Source organism: Streptomyces violaceusniger Tu 4113, assembly GCF_000147815.2.
In the GTDB taxonomy this organism is placed as follows: Bacteria; Actinomycetota; Actinomycetes; order Streptomycetales; family Streptomycetaceae; genus Streptomyces; species Streptomyces violaceusniger_A.
In genome coordinates this window covers 10,637,167-10,657,107 of sequence record NC_015957.1, presented here as the reverse complement: position 1 = coordinate 10,657,107, position 19,941 = coordinate 10,637,167, and the positions used below count along the sequence as shown (strand labels likewise).

Sequence of the window (19,941 nt, the reverse complement as noted above, 5' to 3'; positions counted from 1 at the left end):
ATGTGCCATGCGATGTCGCCGGGCGTTCCCTTGCCCCTAGGCTGGGAGGGGAACCGCGCTGTCTTGGTGTCGGCCACCGGTTTGACCGGATGGCGTAACCGCGCGTACCGTAACCAGGTCGAGTTGTCGATGGCTGCTGCCGCCTGCCTCCGATGGGCAAGGATCACGGGCGATATGACCTGTGGTCGTGAAGCGGTGCACTCGGGCGTATTGCGAGCTACTCGTGGGCGCACGGTGACAGCCAAGCGATAGACCGCCACCATCCGATTCATTTCTGGAGCCCCCGAGTGAGCAAGCGCACTTTCCAGCCGAACAACCGTCGCCGCGCGAAGACCCACGGCTTCCGGCTGCGTATGCGCACCCGTGCCGGCCGCGCGATCCTCGCGTCCCGCCGTAGCAAGGGTCGCGGACGCCTGTCGGCCTGAGCAGCCTGATCCAAGGTCCATGACGTGCTGCCTACCGAGCATCGGCTGAGGCGGCGCGAGGACTTCGCGGCCGCGGTACGCCGAGGACGCAGGGCCGGTCGCCCGCTCCTTGTCGTGCATCTTCGTACCGGCCTCACCAGCGGTGATACGGACCCGCACGCACCAGGGGAGAGTGCTCCTCCGGCGCGTGCGGGTTTCGTCGTAAGCAAGGCGGTCGGCGGCGCCGTCGTCCGCAATCTGGTGAAGCGGCGACTGCGTCATCTGATGCGGGACCGCATCGATCGTTTTGGCGCAGGTAGCCTTGTGGTCGTACGGGCGCTGCCCGGCGCGGGTGAGGCGGGTCACGACCAGCTGGCCCGCGATCTCGACACGGCAGTGCAGCGGCTACTGGGAGGGGTGCCGCGATGAAGTACCCGCTGCTGTGGTTGATCAAGCTGTACCAGTGGACCATCAGCCCGATGCTGGGACCGGTCTGCAAGTACTACCCGTCGTGCTCGCACTATGGCTACACGGCCATTGACCGGCACGGCGCGGTAAAAGGAACGGCGCTGACGGCCTGGCGCATCTTGCGCTGCAACCCATGGTCGCTCGGTGGCGTCGACCACGTTCCGCCCCGGAAGCGTCCGGTGTGGCACCAGCGGCTGCGGAACCGCCTCGGCGGGCATCCGACTGTGGAGCCTGCCGCACAGCCCGAGACCCAGCCCAACGCCCAAGGAGCCTGATTCGTGGACACGATCCTCGGTCCTCTTTATGACGTAGTTTCCTGGATCATCGTCCAGTTCCACTCGTTCTACAGCCTTATTTTTGATCGAGACAGTGGCTGGGCGTGGGGTCTGTCCATCGTTTCGCTGGTGGTGCTGATCCGTATCTGCCTGATCCCGCTCTTTGTGAAGCAGATCAAGTCGACGCGGAACATGCAGGCGCTCCAGCCCAAGATGAAGGCGATCCAGGAGCGCTACAAGAGCGACAAGCAGCGTCAGTCCGAAGAGATGATGAAGCTGTACAAGGAGACGGGGACCAACCCGCTCTCCAGCTGCTTGCCGATCCTCGCCCAGTCGCCGTTCTTCATTTCGCTGTACCAGGTCCTCAACCACATCGCGAACAACAAGACGGTCGGCGTCATCGACCAGAACCTGCTGGACAGCGCTCGTAACGCTCATATCTTCGGTGCTCCGCTGTCGGTGAAGTTCATGGACTCGGCCTCGAAGGTCGAGTCCCTCGGCGCCTCGCTGACCGATGTCCGCATCGTGACGATCACCATGATCATCCTGATGTCGGCGTCGCAGTTCTTCACCCAGCGCCAGCTGATGACCAAGAACGTCGACCTCACGGTGAAGACGCCGTTCATGCAGCAGCAGAAGATGCTGATGTACGTCTTCCCGGTCATGTTCGCCGTCTTCGGCATCAACTTCCCCGTCGGTGTCCTCGTGTACTGGCTGACCACCAACGTCTGGACCCTGGGCCAGCAGATGTTCGTCATCCGCCGTAACCCGACCCCGGGCAGCATCGCCTTCAAGGCCCGCCAGGAGCGGCTGCGGGCCCAGGGCAAGCTGAAGGAGGAGCCGGCCGAGGTCGTCGCGAAGGAGGCGGCCGAGACGGCGCGCGCCAACCGTCAGCAGCCCAAGCGCCAGACCAAGGCGCAGCGCTCCACGACCGGCCACAGCAGGGCCGGCGCGCAGTCGGATTCCTCGGCCTCCACCGAGAAGTCCGCTGAGGCCAAGCCCGACGAGAAGCAGGGCGCGGGGCAGAAGAAGGGCGCGCAGGGCGGCAAGCCGGCCGGCGGCTCGGCCTCCGGCTCCTCCCGTGGCGCGAAGTCCGGCCAGCGCAAGGGCCAGCAGCGCCCCAAGCACCCGTCCAAGAAGTAACGAAGGAGTCCATCCGTGACGGAAGGCACCACCCCGGCCGCCGAGGGTGTCGACACCCTCTCCCGCCTTGAGCAGGAAGGGGAGATCGCGGCCGACTACCTCGAGGGGCTGCTGGACATCGCGGACCTCGACGGCGACATCGACATGGACGTCGAGGCCGATCGCGCAGCGGTGTCGATCATCAGCGACTCGACCAGCCGCGATCTGCAGAAGCTGGTCGGTCGCGACGGTGAGGTGCTGGAGGCCCTTCAGGAGCTGACCCGCCTCGCAGTGCACCGGGAGACCGGCGACCGCAGCCGGCTGATGCTCGACATCACCGGATACCGGGCCCGTAAGCGTGCCGAGCTGACCGAGCTGGGCACCAAGGCTGCGGAGGAGGCGAAGGGCACCGCTCAGCCGGTGAAGCTGAAGGCGATGACGCCCTTCGAGCGGAAGGTGGTGCACGACGCTGTGGCCGCCGCCGGGCTGCGCAGCGAGTCCGAGGGCGAGGAGCCCCAGCGCTGCGTGGTCGTGCTTCCGGTCTGAAGCGGTTCCGCATCGTGATCCACACGGCCCCGTCTGCACGCAGACGGGGCCGAATCTTGTCAGCCTTACATCATCGTTCAGCACAGTGTTCGGTACGGAAGGACGGTCCCCGTGACGGAAGCAGCGGAGCTCCCCCCGGCGCCCCCCGAGGCAAGGGACGTATTCGGTGACCGCTTCCCGGAGGCCGTGCGCTACGGCGAGCTGCTGGCCGATGTGGGAGTGACGCGCGGGCTGATCGGCCCGCGCGAGGTGCCGCGGCTGTGGGAGCGGCATCTGCTGAACTGCGCCGTGCTCTCCGAAGTGGTGCCCGAGGAGGTCACCGTCTGCGATGTGGGGTCGGGGGCCGGGCTCCCCGGTATCCCGCTCGCCCTGACTCGCCCTGACCTCCAGATCACGCTTCTGGAGCCCTTGCTGCGGCGGACGAACTTTCTGCGGGAGGTGGTCGAGCTGCTGGGGCTGGAGCATGTGACGGTGGTGCGCGGCCGTGCCGAGGAGGTCCTCGGGAAGCTGACCCCGATGCATGTGGTGACGGCTCGGGCGGTGGCCCCGCTGGACCGGCTGGCCGGCTGGGGGGTTCCGCTGCTGCGCCCGTACGGCGAGATGCTGCTCCTGAAGGGCGACACCGCCGAGGAAGAGCTGAAGCAGGCCCGGGCCGCGTTGGGCAAGCTGGGTGTGGTGGAGGCCTCGGTGCTGCATGTCGGTGAGGGAGTGGTGGACCCGCCCTCGACGGTGGTGCGGGTCGAGGTCGGGGAGAGCCCCGGGGGTGTGCGCTTCGCCGCGAAGCGGGCCAAGGCTGCTCGCCGGACGCCGCGCCGTCGGCCCTGAGCCGAGAGTATTGCTCCATACAAGCTGGCAAAACTACGCATACCGGAGTGTCGCGACCAATCGGCGAGAGCTCCCGTGCATCGTGTTTCACGTGAAACGTCGCTCCCTGCTGCATGGAATCATCAGTCGCGGTCGTGCGGCGGCCTCGCCCCGCGACCGCCGACCCCGTATGAACGTGGATTCATCCACAGGAGAACGGACCTCGCTGGTTCACGACCCCAAAAGCATGGCAGGCTCTGCTTATTGCGAGCCTGATGTCGAGGAGAGTGAATCCTTGCGGTCCGACGCCAACATCGCGGGGCCGATGACCGATCCGGTCCCCGGCCCCCGTACCGAATCGCCGGGGGAGGATGTTTCACGTGAAACGCCACCCCCGATGGACGACACCCCTATTGGCCGTGCCGCTCAACTGGCGGTAGAAGCTCTGGGCCGTGCCGGTGAGGGTCTTCCCCGGCCGGAACAGACCCGGGTGATGGTGGTCGCCAACCAGAAGGGCGGGGTCGGAAAGACCACGACCACGGTCAACCTGGCCGCCTCGCTCGCCCTGCACGGTGGTCGGGTGCTGGTGATCGACCTCGACCCACAGGGCAATGCTTCGACGGCGCTGGGGATCGACCACCATGCCGAGGTCCCATCGATCTATGACGTGCTGGTCGACAGCAAGCCGCTGTCCGATGTGGTGCAGCCGGTCCCGGATGTGGAGGGGCTCTTCTGTGCCCCGGCCACGATCGATCTCGCCGGTGCCGAGATCGAGTTGGTCTCTCTGGTGGCCCGGGAAAGCCGGCTGGAGCGGGCCATCCAGGCATATGAGCAGCCGCTGGACTACATCCTGATCGACTGCCCGCCCTCATTGGGGCTGCTGACGGTCAATGCACTGGTGGCCGGTGCCGAAGTGCTGATCCCGATCCAGTGCGAGTACTACGCGCTGGAGGGTCTGGGGCAGCTGCTGCGGAACGTGGATCTGGTGCGGGGCCATCTCAACCCCAAGCTCCATGTCTCGACGATCCTTCTGACGATGTACGACGGCCGCACCCGGCTGGCCTCCCAGGTCGCGGACGAGGTGCGCAGCCACTTCGGCGGTGAGGTGCTTCGGACGAGCATTCCCCGATCGGTGCGCATCTCCGAGGCCCCCAGCTATGGGCAGACCGTCCTCACCTATGACCCGGGGTCGAGTGGGGCGCTCTCCTATCTCGAGGCGGCCCGTGAGATCGCCCTCAGAGGCGTCGGGGTGCACTACGAGGCCCAGCACGTTCATGCCTTGCCCGAGCTCAGCCAGCACGACCAGCACAGTATGCAGGAGGGGATTCAGTGAGTGAGCGACGCAGAGGACTGGGCCGTGGGCTCGGTGCCCTGATCCCTCCCGCGCCGAAGGGAGCGGACAACGCCGCGTCCTCGGCGGGGGCGGGAACGGTCACGACGACCGGGGCCACCACCTCACCGACCGCGGTCCCGGTGCTCACCCAGGAGCGCGGAGTGGCGGCGGCCAAGGTGGCCGCACTGTCGACGCACATCGCTCCGCAGGAGCCCGAGCCCGCACCGCGGGAGGCGGAGCCCGAGGCCGCGCCGGCGGTGATGCCGGAGGAGGTGGCCGGGGCGCACTTCGCCGAGCTGCCGCTGGACTTCATCACCCCCAATCCGCGACAGCCCCGTGAGGTCTTCGACGAGGACGCGCTCGCCGAACTGGTCACCTCGATCCAGGAGGTCGGTCTCCTCCAGCCCGTCGTCGTACGGCAGTTGGCGCCGGAGCGCTATGAGCTCATCATGGGCGAGCGCCGCTGGCGGGCCTGCCGTGAGGCCGGGCTGGAGAAGATCCCCTCGATCGTCCGGGCCACCGACGACGAGAAGCTTCTGCTCGACGCGCTGCTGGAGAACCTGCACCGGGCCCAGCTGAACCCGCTGGAAGAGGCGGCGGCGTACGACCAGTTGCTGAAGGACTTCAACTGCACGCATGACGAACTGGCCGACCGCATCGGACGCTCGCGTCCGCAGGTCTCCAATACGCTGCGGCTGCTGAGGCTCTCCCCGTCCGTTCAGCGCAGGGTGGCGGCGGGGGTTCTCTCCGCGGGCCATGCGCGGGCGCTGCTGTCCGTGGACGACGCGGAGGAGCAGGACCGGCTGGCCCATCGCATTGTCGCCGAGGGGCTCTCGGTGCGTGCGGTGGAGGAGATCGTCACCCTGATGGGATCGCGATCCGGCGGTACGACGAAGACCAAGAGCCCGAGGGCGGGTGCGAGGGTGTCCCCCGCGCTCACGGATCTGGCGTCGCGTCTCTCCGATCGGTTCGAGACGCGGGTGAAGGTCGACCTCGGTCAGAAGAAGGGAAAGATCGTCGTCGAGTTCGCCTCGATAGAGGATCTCGAGCGGATCCTCGGCTCGCTGGCTCCCGGTGAGGGGCCGGTACTGGAGCAGCCGCTCTCCTCGGAGGGCGGAGCGGAGGACGAGGACGAGTGAGGCGCTGTCCGTGCGGCCATGCCGCACGGAAGGGCAGTGCGGGGCGGGTCGTGTTCCGACATGGTCGGAACACGACCCGCTGTTTGCCCAAGGGCGGTATCGGTGCAATCTCGGCACGGATACGATGCGATCAGGCAGGGCGGATCCAGGTGGAGGCGCCGCATGTGGAGGGCAGGGCCATGCGATCGGTGAGCCGCACCGGACTGGTGGCCACAGGATTGGGCCTGGGAGCTGTCGGCGGCTTCGTCGGCAGTCTGCTCAGGGAGCGTAGTGCGCTGTCAGCCGCCCGTGGCGCGGCTGGCCACGGAAGTGAAGGACTGGCTTCATGGGGCGTCGGCTCGTACCGCTCACGTTGGACAATCTCCCGGACATCCCCAAGCGCTGTCGCGCCTGTGTCTTCTGGGAGCTCGATCCGGTCAGCGGCGAGGCAGCCGTAAGGACTGGCCGGCCGGAGGTGGAGAAGGAGGCATGGATCTCGGCCGTGCTGCTGGAGTGGGGGTCCTGCGGCCGGGTGGTCTATGTCGACGAGGTTCCGGTGGGCTTTGTGCTGTACGCGCCTCCGGCGTATGTGCCGCGTTCCACGGCCTTCCCGACCAGTCCGGTCGCGGCGGATGCCGTCCAGCTGATGACGGCGTGGCTGATGCCCGGATATCAGGGGCAGGGGCTGGGCCGGGTGATGGTGCAGACCGTCGCCAAGGATCTGATGCGCCGGGGCTTCAAGGCGGTGGAAGCGTTCGGGGACGCCACCTGGAAGGAACCGGCGTGTGTGCTGCCCGCCGATCACCTGCTGGCCGTGGGCTTCAAGACCGTCCGGCCGCATCCGCGCTATCCCCGGCTGAGGCTTGAGCTCAGGACGACGATCTCCTGGAAGGAGGATGTCGAGCTGGCGCTGGACCGGCTGCTCGGCGCCGTCCAGAAGGAGCCTGCGCTTCGGCCGCTGTAGAGAGTTCCACGTGAAACACGAAAGGGGCTGCCCTCACGGGCAGCCCCTTCGCGCATCAGCGCGAGGCGTGGTTCGCTCAGCCGATGAAGTCGGCCAGGTCGCGCTCGATGGCCGCCTTGGGCTTGGCGCCGACGATGGTCTTGGCGACCTCGCCGCCCTGGTAGACATTGAGCGTCGGGATGGACATCACGCCGTACTTGGCGGCCGTCGCCGGGTTCTCGTCAATGTTGAGCTTGGCGATGACGATCTTGTCGGGGTGCTCGGCCGCGATCGCCTCCAGCGAGGGGGCAATCTGGCGGCACGGACCGCACCACGCGGCCCAGAAGTCGACGAGTACCGGCTTGTCGCTCTTGAGGACCTTCTCCTCGAAGTCGGCGTCCGTCACGGTGACCGTGGCACCGGCCATGGCAATCTCCTTAGTGAGTTGGTGCAGGGGTGGGAAGCGAAGTCAGACGGTGGCGTCGCCCTGGCCCAGCGAGGCGAGGTACCGCTCGGCGTCCAGCGCCGCCGAGCAACCGGTGCCGGCCGCGGTGATCGCCTGACGGTAGGTGTGGTCCACGACGTCGCCCGCGGCGAAGACACCGGGCAGGTTCGTCCGGGTGGTGGGCGCATCCACCTTGAGGTAGCCCTCGTCGTCCAGGGCCAGCTGGCCCTTGAACAGCTCGGTGCGCGGGTCGTGGCCGATCGCGATGAACAGTCCGGTGACCGGCAGCTCCGAGGTCTCGTCCTTCTTGACATCGCGGAGGGTGAGACCGGAGAGCTTGCCGTCGCCGTGGATCTCCTCGACCGCGCTGTCCCAGACGAACGAGATCTTCGGGTCGCTGAAGGCCCGCTCCTGCATCGCCTTGCTTGCGCGCAGGGTGTCCCGGCGGTGGACCACCGTGACCGACTTGGCGAACCGCGACAGGAAGGTCGCCTCCTCCATGGCCGTGTCGCCGCCGCCGATGACGGCGATGTCCTGGTCCTTGAAGAAGAACCCGTCACAGGTGGCACACCAGGAGACACCGCGGCCGGAGAGCTCGTCCTCGCGCGCCAGCCCCAGCTTGCGGTGCTGAGAGCCGGTGGTCACGATGACGGTCTTGGCGCGGTGGACCGTACCGGCGGAGTCGGTGACGGTCTTGATCTGCTCGGTGAGGTCGACCGCGATTACATCGTCCGGGATGAGCTCGGCGCCGAAGCGCTCGGCCTGAGCCCGCATGTTGTCCATCAGGTCGGGGCCCATGATCCCGTCCCGGAAGCCGGGGAAGTTCTCCACATCGGTGGTGTTCATCAGGGCACCACCCGCGGTCACGGAGCCTTCGAAGACCAGCGGCTTCAAGGCAGCGCGGGCGGTGTAGAGCGCGGCCGTATAGCCCGCGGGCCCGGAACCGATGATGATCACGTTGCGGACGTCGCTCACGGATGTCTTCCTTGTCTCTGCCGACTGCCGGACTGCTGACTGGGCGGGCGGCTCCGGGTGCCCCCGGAATTCCACTGCCACCCCACCCAACGGATCCTACGGGTCAGGCATTCCCGAGCGCTGTCAGGCAGGGCCCCGGGGCGCGCGGTGTGCCTCAGGGACGCGGATAGGTCCGGGTCACCAGGAGTTCCCCGGGAGACGACGGAGACGCCGAGACGCAGGACGCGTCGATCACAAAGGCATCGACGAGCGAGCTGTCGGAGGGGTGCGGGAGGACGACGATATAGGCGGTCTGGCCGTCGTAGGTGTCCTGCTGCGCCGCGAGAGCCGGTTCCTTGCGGCCGGTGCCGCTCTGTACACAGGACGGCACATTCGGGTCGTCGTCGGCGCGCAGCGGCACATCGGGTGAGTTGCCCTGCCCGGTGACCCCGTTCGACGCGGTGGACTTCCGGTCGGCGAGCAGCTCGTGCACGCGGTCCTTGAGCGTGCCCGAGGAGAGGGTGGACTTCCCGGAGCTCTGGCTGGCATGGGCCTGGGTGCCGCTGTCGCCGTGATCACCCGAGGAGCCGCCCTGGATGAAGAAGGAGCCGACGCCGATCACCGCCGCGGCGCAGGCGCTGCCGAGGACGACCTTGGGCCAGCGGCGGGCGCGGCCCGGGCGGGCGCCGGGTCCGGTGGACCCTCGCGCCGGTCCGGTGGCCCCACGCGGGCGGCCGGCGGGCCGGTCCGCCGCGGTGGAGGACTTGGACGGGGACTTCACGGTGTCGGAGGCGGGGATGCCATTGGCGGTTTCACGTGAAACCGGCGTGGGTTCCGGGTGCGGATCCGGAGTTTCACGTGAAACATCGGCCACCGCCTCGGGGGCGGTCGCGTCAAGGAGCGCTTCGGCGGCCAGCGCCGCGTCGATGCGGCCCGCGATATCGGCGGGCATCCGCACCGGCCCTGGCAGGGTCCCGAGCAGGGAGCGGATTTCTTCCAGGGACGTCGATACGTCCGCGCACAGCACGCAGCTCGCGAGGTGAGTGCGCACATCGACGGCGCGGGACGGAGAGAGCAAACCCTCGGTGAGTGCGGAGATCTCCGCGACTTCAGGGTGCTCGTCCGTGTCCGTCGAGGATGTCACGCTCGCCCACCTCCGCCCTTCACGGCATCTGTGTCGTTCGGTCCTGCCGTCGGTGGGACGGACGTCCCCTGCGTCCGGTTCCTTCCCACGCCCGAGGGTGAGCTACCCCTCCCGCTGGGATGGAGATGTGAGAGCAGCGGCAGCAGTCGTGCGCGGCCCCGGGCACAGCGGCTCTTCACGGTGCCGGTCGGCACGTCCAGGACCTTCGCCGCCTCCGCGACGGGATAGCCCTGCATGTCGACCAGCACCAGGGCCGCGCGCTGCTCGGGAGGGAGGGTGCGCAGCGCCCGGAGCAGTTCGCGATGGAGATCACCGCGTTCGGCGGGAGCGGCGGCTGATTCATGGGGTTCCAGAAGTTGCTCGAGCCGCTCGGTGTCGTCCACGGGGGAGGTGCGACGGGAGGCGGCCTTGCGGGCCCGGTCCAGACAGGCATTGACCGTGATCCGGTGCAGCCAGGTCGTCACGGCGGACTGGCCCCGGAAGGTGTGGGCGGCGCGGTAGGCGGAGACGAGCGCGTCCTGGACCGCGTCGGCCGCTTCCTCACGGTCGCCGAGGGTACGCAGCGCCACCGCCCAGAGTCTGTCGCGGTGGCGCCGCACTATTTCGCTGAAGGCGTCCGGGTCGCCGTCGACGTGCCGGGCAAGGAGCTCGCCGTCGCTCGCCCCGCCGATGGTGGCGTCGTCCAACGTTGAGCCCCTCCCCTCTCGGCCGACCGTAGAGGGTCAGCCCTTGACCTTGATCTCCGAGATGCCGCCACGGTAGCGATCAGCGGTGCTGGCCGGAAGCTCGGTGATGTGAACCAGGACGTAACGCGTCCGTACTGGCTTGTCGAGAACGGTGGTCAGCTTCTTCCCGGAGCTCTTCAGATCGGTGAGGTGCTTGGAGAAGGCGCTGAGTGAGGTGGGGTTGGAGGCGGAGGGATCCGCGGCGAGTACTTCCACCTTCTGGCCGGCGCGGTAGAAGTCGATGTCGATACTCGCGACGCTTTTGGCGCTGCCGAGGTCGACGACGATGCCGCTGCCCTGCTTACGCTGGGGCAGGTTACCGAAGTTCGGGTAGTTCCAGAACTCCTTGGTCACCCAGGCGGTGGCCGCGTCGCCGTCCACGGCTCCATTGACCTTGTCGGCGGCGAAGGGCGGACCCAACGGGGAGAACTCCGTGGCGCTCGAGATGTCGAGCGGCTTGCCCACGAGCTGGTCGCCCTTGCCGTCGTCCTTCTCGCTGGAGGACTTGCCCGGGTCGGTCTTGTTCTCCTCCTTCAGGAGGGTGTCCGCGAGCTGCCAGCTGCCGAGGCCGAGGGCGGCGATCAGAAGGGCGGAGACGGTCCACTTGAGGGCCTTGCCCGTGCGGCTCTGCAGCGGCGGCGGAGGCGGCATGGGAGCGGCCGGGCGGGCCGTGTGCGCGGCGCCGCCACGGTTCGGCGGCTGGCCGTACACGCCCTGTTGGTACGTCGTGCGCGAATACGCCGGCGAAGGGGTGTAGGCGGGCTCGGGCGGCCGGATGCGCGGCATGGCCGCGACGGCCTTGGCCAGTTCCTCGGGGGTGGTGCAGGGCTGGTCCTGACGGGAAGCGGTGGCCCCGTCGTTGACCAGGGCGCGCATCGCGAGCTCGGACAGACCGCGGTGCACTCCCGCGCGGACCTGGTCGGGGGCGATCAGGCCCACGCCCTTGGGCAGCCCGGAGAGGCCGTAGGCGTCGGTGTCGTACGGCCAGCGCTGAGTGAGCGCCGCGTACAGCAGCGCGCCGATCGCCTCGGTATCCGTGCGCTGCGGGTGGTCGACGCTGATACCGCGCAGGGCGGCCATGACGGCGAGTCCCCGGATGCGGTACTGGCCGGACTCGGTGCGCAGCACGGAGCCGGGGTTCAGCCGCAGATGGGCCAGGCCCTCGCGGTGAGCGGCGGCCATGGCCTGGGAGACCTGGCTGACCAATTGGTAGGCGTCGTGCGGCTCGAGCGGCCCGGCGGCCAGCACGGCGGTGAGTTCGGTGGCGTCGGGAAGCCACTCATGGACGACATAGACGAGATCGTTCTCCTCGACGGCGTCGAGGACCTGGACGAAGCGGGGATCGCCCAGCAAGGCCGCCGAACGGGCGGCGGCGAGCACCGGCCTGGCGCGCGGATGGTCGGCGGGCAGGACATGCACGCCGACGGCACGCCGCAGCTTCTCGTCCACAGCACGCCAACTGCTGAATCCGTCCAGACGGGTGACGCACTCCTCCAGACGATAGCGTCTGGCCAACTTGTGACCGCTGTGCAGCTCTAGGGGGCCCGCTTCGGCCGCGGCGCCCACCTCTTCGGTGACCGCGGCCTCCGTCCCCTTACCGACCTTCTCTTTCGTCCCCGCCCCGTCGGCCGTGGCCTTGCCCGCCTCGGCGGTCAGCGGCTCCTCTCCACCGCTGTCGGCCACGTCGACGGCAGCCGTGCTCCGTTCCGCCACCGTCGTTCCTGCCTCCCCATCCGTTGCGCCTACTCCGAGCCAAGACAATTGTGCCCACAGTCCGCCGCTATGCACGACACGCGGTGGCGGACGATGGTTGTGCTCAATGATCAGCGTCCGAGTCGTCCGCGCACCATACCGACCATGGCCGTCAGCTCCTCAACGCGCATCCGTTTCGCAGCAATGTAGAAGACCGCGATAAGAACGAGACCGCCGCCCAGCAAACCCGCTACAGAGCCGGCGATGCCCATTCCGAGGGTTTGCATGATGGTGTACGCCGAGCCGCCGCCCAGGAGGGCGGCGGGGATGCTGGCGCCCGCGAGGCGGGTGTAGGTGCGGATGACGCGGGGGCCGTCCAGATCGCCGCCCAGCCGGTCGCGCAGCCGCTTCCAGGCCACGCCCACGCCGGTCGCGTAGGCCAGACCGTAGGCGGCCGCCATACCGGCGACGGCCCAGCGGGCGGGGAGCACGACATAGGCGAGCGCGGAGCCGGCGGCGTTGACGGCAGCGACGATCACCGTGTTGTAGAAGGGGGTGCGGGTGTCCTCGTAGGCGTAGAAGCCGCGGAGGACGACGTACTGCACGGAGAAGGGGATGAGTCCGAGGCCGAACGCCATGAGGATGTAGCCCATGGCTTGGGCCGTCTCGGTGCCCGACGTCCCGAAAAGCAGGGTGCAGAGGGGGATACCGAGCGCGATGAAGCCGAAGGAGAGGGGGACGATGGCGACGGCGGAGGTGCGCAGGCCCTGCGAGATGTCGTCGCGGACCGCTCCGGGGTCGCCGTCGTGGGCCGCCCGGGAGAGCCTGGGGAGCAGAGCTGCCATCACCGACACGGTGATGATGGCCTGCGGCATGTTCCAGATGAGCTGAGCACTCGTGTAGCCGACGTAGCTCGCTCCTGGGTGGCCCCCGTTGTCGGCCTCCGTACCGGCCGCGGTGGCGAGCTGGGTGACCACGATGTTGCCGGCCTGGTTGGCGAGCACAAACAGCACGGTCCACTTGGCCAGTTTGGCGGCCTTGCCGAGTCCGTGGCCACGCCAGTCGAAGCGTGGCCTGAAGCGGAAACCGGCTGCCCGGAGATAGGGGAACATCGCCAGGGCCTGGACGGTGAGGCCGAGGAGTGTGCCGATGCCCAGCAGCCGGATGCCTTCCGGCGTGATGGTCGTGACACCCATGTTGGAGTTGCTGGAGGTGCCGAACACCCAGATGAAGAGGCCGAAAGTGGCGATGACGACAATGTTGTTGAGGACCGGGGTCCACATCATCGCGCCGAACTTGCCCCGGGCGTTGAGGATCTGACCGACCACGACGTGCACGCCCATGAAGAAGATGGTGGGCAGGCAGTAGCGGGCGAAGGTGACCGCAACCTCGTTGGAGGGGGGATCGCTGGCGATGTCCGCAGAGAGCATCCGGATCAGTGCCGGAGCCGCGAACAGTGAAACCGCGACGAGGCTGCCGAGCGCGACCATCGTCAAGGTGAGCAGACGGTTGGCGTAGGCGACTCCGCCGTCGTCGTCCTCCTTCATCGAGCGCACGAGCTGTGGGACGAAGACGGAGTTCAGGCCGCCGCCGACGGTGAGGAAGTAGATCATCGCGGGCAGCTGGTAGGCGACCTGGTAAGCCTGGCCGAGGCTGGCGGCGCCGAGGCCCGCGACGATCACCATCTGTCGGACGAAGCCGGTCAGACGGGAGACCAGGGTGCCTGCGGCCATCAGCGCGCTTGACTGCAGCAGACTCCCGGCCCGGCCCCCTGAGGGCTTCTTCGGCTCCGGCTCGGCCGCGGGGGCGGTCACGACGGGAGCGGCCACCGTGGGAGCGGCGGCCGCGGCATGGGCGGACTCGGATCTCGACGGTCCGGGGACCGGTGCCTGCCCCTGTGCGGGCGCCTGCCCGTGCGGGTAGTTCTCCGGGCCTTGCTGGTAGCCCTGGCCCTGGGCGGCCCCGGGGTCATAGGGCTGCTGATCGCGGTAGAGATGCGCGAAGGCGTCCCGCTGCGGCTGCTGTGGCGCGCCGTAGCCGTCGCCGGGCCCCGGATACCCGGGGCCCGGCTGACCGCCGGTGTACGGCTGCTGTGCCGCGCCCTGGTGGCCGGGGGCGGCTGCGCGCGGGTCGGGGCCCTGCGGTGTGGGGGGCTGCTGGTAGTGCTGCTGCTGGTAGCCACCCTGCTGCGGTGTGTGGGGGGCGTGCCGGTCGTACAGCGGATCTGTCAGCGGGTCGTGGGCGTAGCGGTCCTGCGTCGGATACGGGTAGGGCGTGAAGCTGCCCGTCGCGTACGTATCGTCCAGATACGGATCCGGTGCGTAGTACTGCTGGCCGTACGACTGGCGCGGGTCGGCCTGGGGGGCCTGGTGGGCGTCGCCCAGATACGGATCGCGCTGGTGCGGTTCCTGTCCGTAAGGGTCGTGGGAGCCGTGAGGAGAAGGCTGCGGCGGTGGTGGCACTCGGCCATCACCGTCATACGGCGCGTTCATCGCTACCCCACCTCATCGTCCGCTGCGGCCGACCGGCCCCGGCCTTGCTCAACGCTCCACTTTCTCACCCGAGCCGGACGGGCCAGCGCTTTGCGATCCGGTGTCCGCCGCCGGGTCACTCGGCTGCTCGGGCACGAGGGCGTGCGCGGGGTCACGCCGGTCGGTCTCCGAGGCCTCGCTGTCGTCCTCATCCTGCCCGTGCGCCGTCTCGGCGTCTTCCCCGTCTCCGCCGTCCTCACCGCTCCTGGCGGCCGCGCGCTTGCGCTGGACGTAGATCCGGACACCGGCGAGGACCAGCAGCAGCACACCGCCGGCGATCACGAGAATCACGGTCGACGTGATTTCGGTGACATTCACCTCGAACAGCATCTCGCGGCCGTAAGGCTGTCCGTCCGGGGTGTAGAGCTGGGCCGACACCCACACCGGGCCGTTCGCGTTGGCCGTGGTCCCGAACTTCACGGACTGGCTGTGGCCGCCCTCCACATTGACCAGCTGAGGGTCGCTGATCGCCAGCCGGTTGCCCTGCTGGGAGCGGAGGACGAGCCGCAGCTCGACACCCTGCACCAGGTTGTTCTGCAGGGTCACCGGGACGGTCGCGCTCCGCCCGGAGAGGGTCATGTCCGTCTTGGGGACCAGGCGCACCTTCTTGGTGAGCCCGGACAGATAGGTCTGCACGTCGTGCCGGAAGCCGGCCGCGTTGTGTGCCTCGCTGCGCCATGAGGTCGACATCTCGCGCCTGATCGCGTTCCCGAAGGGAGTGACCACCCGGTACTTGGCGGTCAGAATCGGCTCGAAATTGTCCAGGGTCTTCTGGGTCTCCTGGATCCTGTCGAACGCCTCGGTGGGCAGTTCCCGTGCGCGCAGCGACCGGGGGTACGAGCGGGAGCTCGGCACCCGCTGGGTGGCGCTCGGGTCGGGCTTCGCCTTCGCGGCCTGTCCCAGGCTCAGCGGCTGCGTCCACTGCCCGGAGAGGCCCTCCAGGGCCGCCGCCATCGCCTGCGCCTGGCTGGTGGTGGGCGTCCGCTGGGGGGCGACCACGATGCTGCGCTGCTTGTCCGGCGCCTGCAGGTTGAACATCTGGCTCTGGGCCAGGAACGTCTGGATGGCGAGGGTGGAGTTCTCCGCCTTGGACATGTCGCCGGTGAAGGCCGTCGAGAGCCGTGCGTCGGCGACCACCGCCGTATTGCCGCCGCCGATCTGGCGGGCCGCGGTGGGGGTGTAGGGGAGTCCACCGGTCTCGCGCAGGCTGTCGCTGCGGGCGATGACGTTGTGCGCGCCCGCGGAGGTGGCGACGTCCACGATCGAGGAGTCGACCGCCCCGTCCACGGGCCAGGCGAAGTCCGTGCGCGGCCTCACCCCGAGGATGGTCTCCATGGTCGTCGAGGCGAGCTCGGTGGCGTCCTGGAGGTGGCTGAGGGTGCCGGTGACGTTCTTGCCGCGGTGGGCGAGCGAGGCGAGGTCGGGGTCGGCGAACGGCAGCGCGACCACCTGTTTGCCGTCCACGGCCTTCTGCAGGGCGTCGAGCCACTGCTTGGCGACCGTCTGGCCGTGGCCCGCCGTGGTCCCCTTGCCCGAGGGGTTCTGGACCTCGTACTTCTTGGTCATCGCGTCGACCGTGGCGAGCAGGTCGGGGTCGATCACCCAGGTGATGGGGAGGTTCTTCCCCAGGGCGACCATCTGCTGGAGACGGCCGCCGGGGGCCAGCTCCTCGGCGAGGCGGTCGTCCCGGAAGATCGGGGTGCGGTCCTCGTCGTTGTCCGTGCGCGCCGTCACATGGGTGGCGGAGATCAGTGGCCACAGATAGGTGAGCTGGGACTTCTTCGTTGCCGTGCCGGACTGCCAGGGCAGGAAGGTCCGCTCGATGCCCAGCACCTGCGGCCAGGGCTGACTGGAGGTGCCACCGGTGAGCGAGACGCCGAGCTGATAGACGCCGTTCTCCCCGAGGTGCAACTGGTCCACCGGTATGGAGAGGGAGAAGTCACGGCTGGCGCCGGCGGACAGCTTGCCGATCTTCTTGGCGTATTTGCCGTCCATCTCGGTGCCGTCGAGGCCCTCCGTATAGCCGGTGCGGTGGGCGGCGGTGTCGATCGCGCTGCGGCCGTCCATGGTCGGACCGACGCGGAGGCCCACCCGGGCCCCCGACACCGTGCTCTTGGTGTCATTGGTGACGGTGCCGCTGACGGTGAGGGTGTCGCTCTTCTTCGGCGCGGTGGGGGTCAGTGAGGTGATGGAGACGTCCACCGACCGCGAGCCGGTGGCCTTGCTCTCCGCGTGGGCGGCGGGCGCCGCCGGAATCTGTGTCAGGCCCGCGAGCATCGGCGCCGCGGCGAGCAGGGCCGCTGTGCGCCGCAACCATCGTCGTGCGCGAGCGGAAGTTGTCCCCCGGAGGTCTGCCGCATCGGCCACGCGCTCGCCCGTCCCTTGTCGTCAGTAGGTCGTCAGTGGTCGTCGCAATGTGCGTCCACGAAATGGTAACGATGCCCGCTGTGGCGAAGTGCTGTGGATGGCTCCACAAGATCGTTACGCAGTGGTGGTCCGCGTCGGGTGTGGAGTCCGCGGGGCGCACGGCCACGTACCCTGTTCTGTTGTGCCGAACGCCAACAATGACAGCCGACCCCCGCAGCCGACCAATGAGCTCAGCCAGGTGCAGCGCCGCGCCGTGGGCGAGCTTCTGCGGGTCTCTCCCGTCGCCGACGATCTTGCCCGTCACTTCCAGCAGGCCGGTTTCCGCCTGGCCCTGGTTGGCGGCTCGGTACGGGACGCGCTGCTCGGCCGGCTCGGTAACGATCTGGACTTCACGACGGACGCCCGGCCGGACGAGGTATTGAAGATCGTACGGCCGTGGGCGGACGCGGTGTGGGATGTCGGCATCGCCTTCGGCACCGTCGGCTGCCGTAAGGACATGGCTGCAGGAAGCGGGTCGGATCAGAGCTTCCAGATTGAAATCACGACTTATCGGTCAGAAGCCTATGACCGGACATCCCGGAAGCCCGAGGTGTCGTACGGCGACTCCATCGAGGAGGACCTGGTCCGTCGGGACTTCACGGTCAACGCGATGGCCGTGGCGCTTCCGCAGAAGGAGTTCATCGACCCGCACCACGGTCTGGAGGATCTCGCCGCCCGGGTGCTGCGCACCCCAGGGACGCCCGAGGAGTCCTTCTCCGACGATCCGCTGCGGATGATGCGTGCCGCGCGCTTCGCCGCGCAGCTCGACTTCGAGGTGGCCCCCGAGGTGGTCGCCGCGATGACGTCGATGGCCGACCGTATCGACATCGTCTCGGCCGAGCGGGTACGTGACGAGCTCAACAAGCTCATCCTGGCCGATCACCCCCGTGAGGGGCTGCGGCTGCTGGTGGAGACCGGGCTTGCCGACCGCGTCCTGCCGGAGCTTCCGGCGCTGCGCCTGGAGCGTGATGAGCACCACCGCCACAAGGATGTGTACGAGCATTCGCTGACGGTGCTGGACCAGGCCATCGACCTGGAGGCCGAGGGGCCCGATCTGGTGCTGCGGCTGGCCGCGCTGCTGCACGACATCGGTAAGCCCAAGACGCGCCGCTTCGAGAAGGACGGCCGGGTCTCCTTCCACCACCACGAGGTGGTGGGAGCCAAGATGACCAAATACCGGATGACGAAGCTCAAGTACTCCAATGAGCTGATCAAGGACGTCTCACGCCTTGTCGAGCTGCATCTGCGCTTCCACGGCTACGGCACGGGGGAATGGACCGACTCCGCCGTCCGTCGCTATGTCCGTGACGCCGGGCCGCTGCTGGACCGGCTGCACAAGCTGACCCGCTCGGACTGCACCACCCGCAACAAGCGGAAGGCTACGGCGCTCTCGCGTGCGTACGACGGCCTCGAGGAGCGCATCGCCCAGCTTCAGGAGCAGGAGGAGCTGGACTCGATCCGCCCGGATCTGGACGGCAACGAGATCATGAAGATCCTCGGAATCCCCCCGGGGCCGCAGGTCGGCAAGGCGTACAAGCATCTGCTGGAGATGCGGCTGGAGCACGGCCCGATGGAGCGGGAGACCGCGATCGCCACGCTCCAGGAGTGGTGGGACGCTCAGTCGGAGGGCTGAGCCCCTCCGGTTTCACGTGAAACATCGACCCGCTGGGCGTGCTCCCGGTCATGTTTCACGTGAAACCTGACGAGCAGCGCGGTGGCCGCGTAGATCAGCGCCACACAAATCAGCAGTCGGGCCGATCTGCCGTCCGGCGGCAGTATCACCGCGGCGACCGCCGCGGCTCCCACGAAGGCGACGTTGAACAGCACGTCATAGAGGGAGAAGATCCGGCCGCGGAAGTCATCGGCGATGGCGGACTGCACCACGGTGTCGGTGGCGATCTTCGCGCCCTGGGTGACGAGCCCGAGGACGAACGCGGCGATCAGTATGGGGGCGGGCTCGAAGGGCAGCCCGAGACCCGGCTCCAGAAGGGCCGCGCTTCCCGCACACACCATGACCCAGGAGAGCCGGCCGTCCGGCCGGGAGGACGCAGGCTTCCTGAGCCGGGCCACCGCCCATGGCGTGATCACCGCCGCCGCGAAGAAGCCCGCGCCCGAGACGCCGACGGCCAGCCCCAGAAGCGCGAGCCCCTCGGACTCGGTGTCGGCCCATGCGTAGCGGCAGAGCATCAGTACCGTCACCGTGAGCGCCCCGTAGCAGAAGCGCATCAGCGTCATCGCGGCCAGCGCCACGGTGGGATCCCGGCGCTCCAGGAGATGGCGTACACCCGCGGCCAGACCCCGCGCGGTGCTCATCAGGGCTGCGGGGAGACGGGGTTGAAGGGCCGCGGGATCCGGCCCCAGCAGGCCCGGGGCCATCGACAGGGCCGTGAGCCCGGCGATGAGATAGAGGGCGGCGCCCACCAGGACGACCAGCGCGTCCGACGAGGTGCCTCCCGGGCCGGAGAGCCGGACGATGAAGGCGAGGCTGCCCCCGGCCGTGGCGGCGAGCGTTCCGGCGGTGGGCGAGAGGGAGTTGGCCATGACCAGACGTTCCGGGCTGTCGACGACCCGCGGCAGGGCCGCCGAAAGACCGGCCAGCACAAAGCGGTTGACGGCCGTCACCGACAGGGCCGAGACGTAGAAGAGCCACTCCGGCACCTGACCGAGGACCAGCACGGCGGTTCCGGTGGCCAGTCCCGAGCGCAGCAGATTGCCGTAGAGCAGGACCTGCCGCCGGCGCCAGCGGTCCAGCAGCACACCGGCGAAGGGGCCGAGCAGGGAGTAGGGGAGCAGCAGAACGGCCATGGCGGAGGCGATGGCCGTGGCGGAGGTCTGCTTCTCCGGGGAGAAGACCACATACGTGGCGAGTGCGACCTGGTAGACGCCGTCAGCCGCCTGGGACAGCAGGCGGATGGTGAGAAGGCTCCGGAAGTCACGCAGTTGCAGCAGTACGCGGAGATCACGCACAACAGGCATGACATCAGCCTCACACACCACACGGGCCTCCGGGTGTATTACCCGAAGGCCCGTG

The 19,941-nt window shown here is 68.5% G+C and carries 18 protein-coding genes; 10 read left to right on the top strand and 8 right to left on the bottom strand.

All coding sequences use genetic code 11. The annotated features are described in order from the left end of the window. Positions 1 to 287 precede the first annotated feature (287 nt). The 9 genes from rpmH (at position 288) to STRVI_RS43635 (ending at position 7,034) form a co-directional block, all read left to right on the top strand. Positions 288 to 425 (top strand): 50S ribosomal protein L34, encoded by a 138-nt coding sequence (rpmH, locus tag STRVI_RS49535; protein ID WP_009716483.1) that lies wholly within the window; start codon positions 288 to 290, stop codon positions 423 to 425. Positions 426 to 449: 24 nt separating this feature from the next. Further along, on the top strand, positions 450 to 833 hold the full coding sequence (rnpA, locus tag STRVI_RS49530) for a ribonuclease P protein component (protein WP_078505643.1): 384 nt from the start codon (positions 450 to 452) through the stop codon (positions 831 to 833). Further along, positions 830 to 1,147 carry a membrane protein insertion efficiency factor YidD gene (gene yidD / locus STRVI_RS43665; protein ID WP_014061973.1) on the top strand — a complete coding sequence of 106 codons (318 nt, stop codon included), beginning with the start codon at positions 830 to 832 and terminating at the stop codon, positions 1,145 to 1,147. Before rnpA ends, yidD begins: the two co-directional genes overlap by 4 nt. Before the next feature lie 3 nt (positions 1,148 to 1,150). Then, positions 1,151 to 2,290 carry a membrane protein insertase YidC gene (yidC, locus tag STRVI_RS43660; protein WP_014061972.1) on the top strand — a complete coding sequence of 380 codons (1,140 nt, stop codon included), beginning with the start codon at positions 1,151 to 1,153 and terminating at the stop codon, positions 2,288 to 2,290. Between the two features lie 15 nt (positions 2,291 to 2,305). Continuing rightward, positions 2,306 to 2,815, top strand: coding sequence for a protein jag (locus STRVI_RS43655; RefSeq protein WP_014061971.1), 510 nt, complete (start codon positions 2,306 to 2,308; stop codon positions 2,813 to 2,815). Positions 2,816 to 2,926: 111 nt separating this feature from the next. Then, positions 2,927 to 3,640 carry a 16S rRNA (guanine(527)-N(7))-methyltransferase RsmG gene (gene rsmG, locus STRVI_RS43650; RefSeq protein WP_014061970.1) on the top strand — a complete coding sequence of 238 codons (714 nt, stop codon included), beginning with the start codon at positions 2,927 to 2,929 and terminating at the stop codon, positions 3,638 to 3,640. 226 nt (positions 3,641 to 3,866) lie between these two features. Beyond that, on the top strand, positions 3,867 to 4,952 hold the full coding sequence (locus STRVI_RS43645) for a ParA family protein (RefSeq protein ID WP_078505641.1): 1,086 nt from the start codon (positions 3,867 to 3,869) through the stop codon (positions 4,950 to 4,952). Beyond that, positions 4,949 to 6,091: a ParB/RepB/Spo0J family partition protein gene (locus STRVI_RS43640; RefSeq protein ID WP_014061968.1), complete on the top strand. Its 1,143-nt coding sequence runs from the start codon at positions 4,949 to 4,951 to the stop codon at positions 6,089 to 6,091. The genes STRVI_RS43645 and STRVI_RS43640 overlap by 4 nt, the downstream gene beginning before the upstream one ends. Before the next feature lie 325 nt (positions 6,092 to 6,416). Continuing rightward, on the top strand, positions 6,417 to 7,034 hold the full coding sequence (locus STRVI_RS43635; RefSeq protein WP_014061967.1) for a GNAT family N-acetyltransferase: 618 nt from the start codon (positions 6,417 to 6,419) through the stop codon (positions 7,032 to 7,034). A gap of 76 nt (positions 7,035 to 7,110) precedes the next feature. Here the strand turns inward: STRVI_RS43635 and trxA are convergent, their stop codons facing one another. The 7 genes from trxA to STRVI_RS43600 all read right to left on the bottom strand — a co-directional run bounded on the left by trxA (position 7,111) and on the right by STRVI_RS43600 (position 16,871). After that, entirely contained in the window at positions 7,111 to 7,440 is a 330-nt protein-coding gene (gene trxA / locus STRVI_RS43630; protein WP_014061966.1) for a thioredoxin, read from the bottom strand. A 42-nt stretch (positions 7,441 to 7,482) separates the two neighbouring features. After that, a complete protein-coding gene (trxB, locus tag STRVI_RS43625) occupies positions 7,483 to 8,433 on the bottom strand; it encodes a thioredoxin-disulfide reductase (protein ID WP_014061965.1) in 951 nt (316 codons plus the stop codon). 154 nt (positions 8,434 to 8,587) lie between these two features. Then, positions 8,588 to 9,556, bottom strand: coding sequence for a hypothetical protein (locus tag STRVI_RS43620; RefSeq protein WP_014061964.1), 969 nt, complete (start codon positions 9,554 to 9,556; stop codon positions 8,588 to 8,590). Beyond that, a complete protein-coding gene (gene sigM, locus STRVI_RS43615) occupies positions 9,553 to 10,242 on the bottom strand; it encodes an RNA polymerase sigma factor SigM (RefSeq protein WP_014061963.1) in 690 nt (229 codons plus the stop codon). Before sigM ends, STRVI_RS43620 begins: the two co-directional genes overlap by 4 nt. Before the next feature lie 36 nt (positions 10,243 to 10,278). Continuing rightward, entirely contained in the window at positions 10,279 to 11,994 is a 1,716-nt protein-coding gene (locus STRVI_RS43610) for a protein kinase family protein (protein WP_014061962.1), read from the bottom strand. Between the two features lie 110 nt (positions 11,995 to 12,104). After that, positions 12,105 to 14,465 carry a murein biosynthesis integral membrane protein MurJ gene (gene murJ / locus STRVI_RS43605; protein ID WP_014061961.1) on the bottom strand — a complete coding sequence of 787 codons (2,361 nt, stop codon included), beginning with the start codon at positions 14,463 to 14,465 and terminating at the stop codon, positions 12,105 to 12,107. Positions 14,466 to 14,513: 48 nt separating this feature from the next. Continuing rightward, positions 14,514 to 16,871, bottom strand: a complete 2,358-nt coding sequence (locus STRVI_RS43600; RefSeq protein ID WP_078505639.1) for a DUF6049 family protein — start codon at positions 16,869 to 16,871, stop codon at positions 14,514 to 14,516. Between the two features lie 181 nt (positions 16,872 to 17,052). On the opposite strand from STRVI_RS43600, the gene STRVI_RS43595 reads away from it, so the two are divergent. After that, complete coding sequence (locus STRVI_RS43595) at positions 17,053 to 18,543, top strand: CCA tRNA nucleotidyltransferase (protein WP_014061959.1); 1,491 nt, start codon at positions 17,053 to 17,055, stop codon at positions 18,541 to 18,543. On the opposite strand, the gene STRVI_RS43590 is transcribed toward STRVI_RS43595, so the two are convergent. Then, the gene (locus STRVI_RS43590) at positions 18,528 to 19,886 is read right to left on the bottom strand and encodes an MFS transporter (RefSeq protein ID WP_014061958.1); all 1,359 of its coding nucleotides are present in this window, start codon (positions 19,884 to 19,886) and stop codon (positions 18,528 to 18,530) included. The two genes, STRVI_RS43595 and STRVI_RS43590, sit on opposite strands and share 16 nt — an antisense overlap. Positions 19,887 to 19,941 lie beyond the last annotated feature (55 nt).

What these genes read in the sequence shown, in the direction of transcription:
- STRVI_RS43590 (WP_014061958.1), bottom strand. Translation starts at nt 19,886, where the DNA reads ATGCCTGTTGTGCGTGATCTCCGCGTACTGCTGCAACTGCGTGACTTC.
- yidD (WP_014061973.1), top strand. Translation starts at nt 830, where the DNA reads ATGAAGTACCCGCTGCTGTGGTTGATCAAGCTGTACCAGTGGACCATC.
- murJ (WP_014061961.1), bottom strand. Translation starts at nt 14,465, where the DNA reads ATGAACGCGCCGTATGACGGTGATGGCCGAGTGCCACCACCGCCGCAG.
- STRVI_RS43635 (WP_014061967.1), top strand. Translation starts at nt 6,417, where the DNA reads ATGGGGCGTCGGCTCGTACCGCTCACGTTGGACAATCTCCCGGACATC.
- STRVI_RS43645 (WP_078505641.1), top strand. Translation starts at nt 3,867, where the DNA reads ATGGCAGGCTCTGCTTATTGCGAGCCTGATGTCGAGGAGAGTGAATCC.
- trxA (WP_014061966.1), bottom strand. Translation starts at nt 7,440, where the DNA reads ATGGCCGGTGCCACGGTCACCGTGACGGACGCCGACTTCGAGGAGAAG.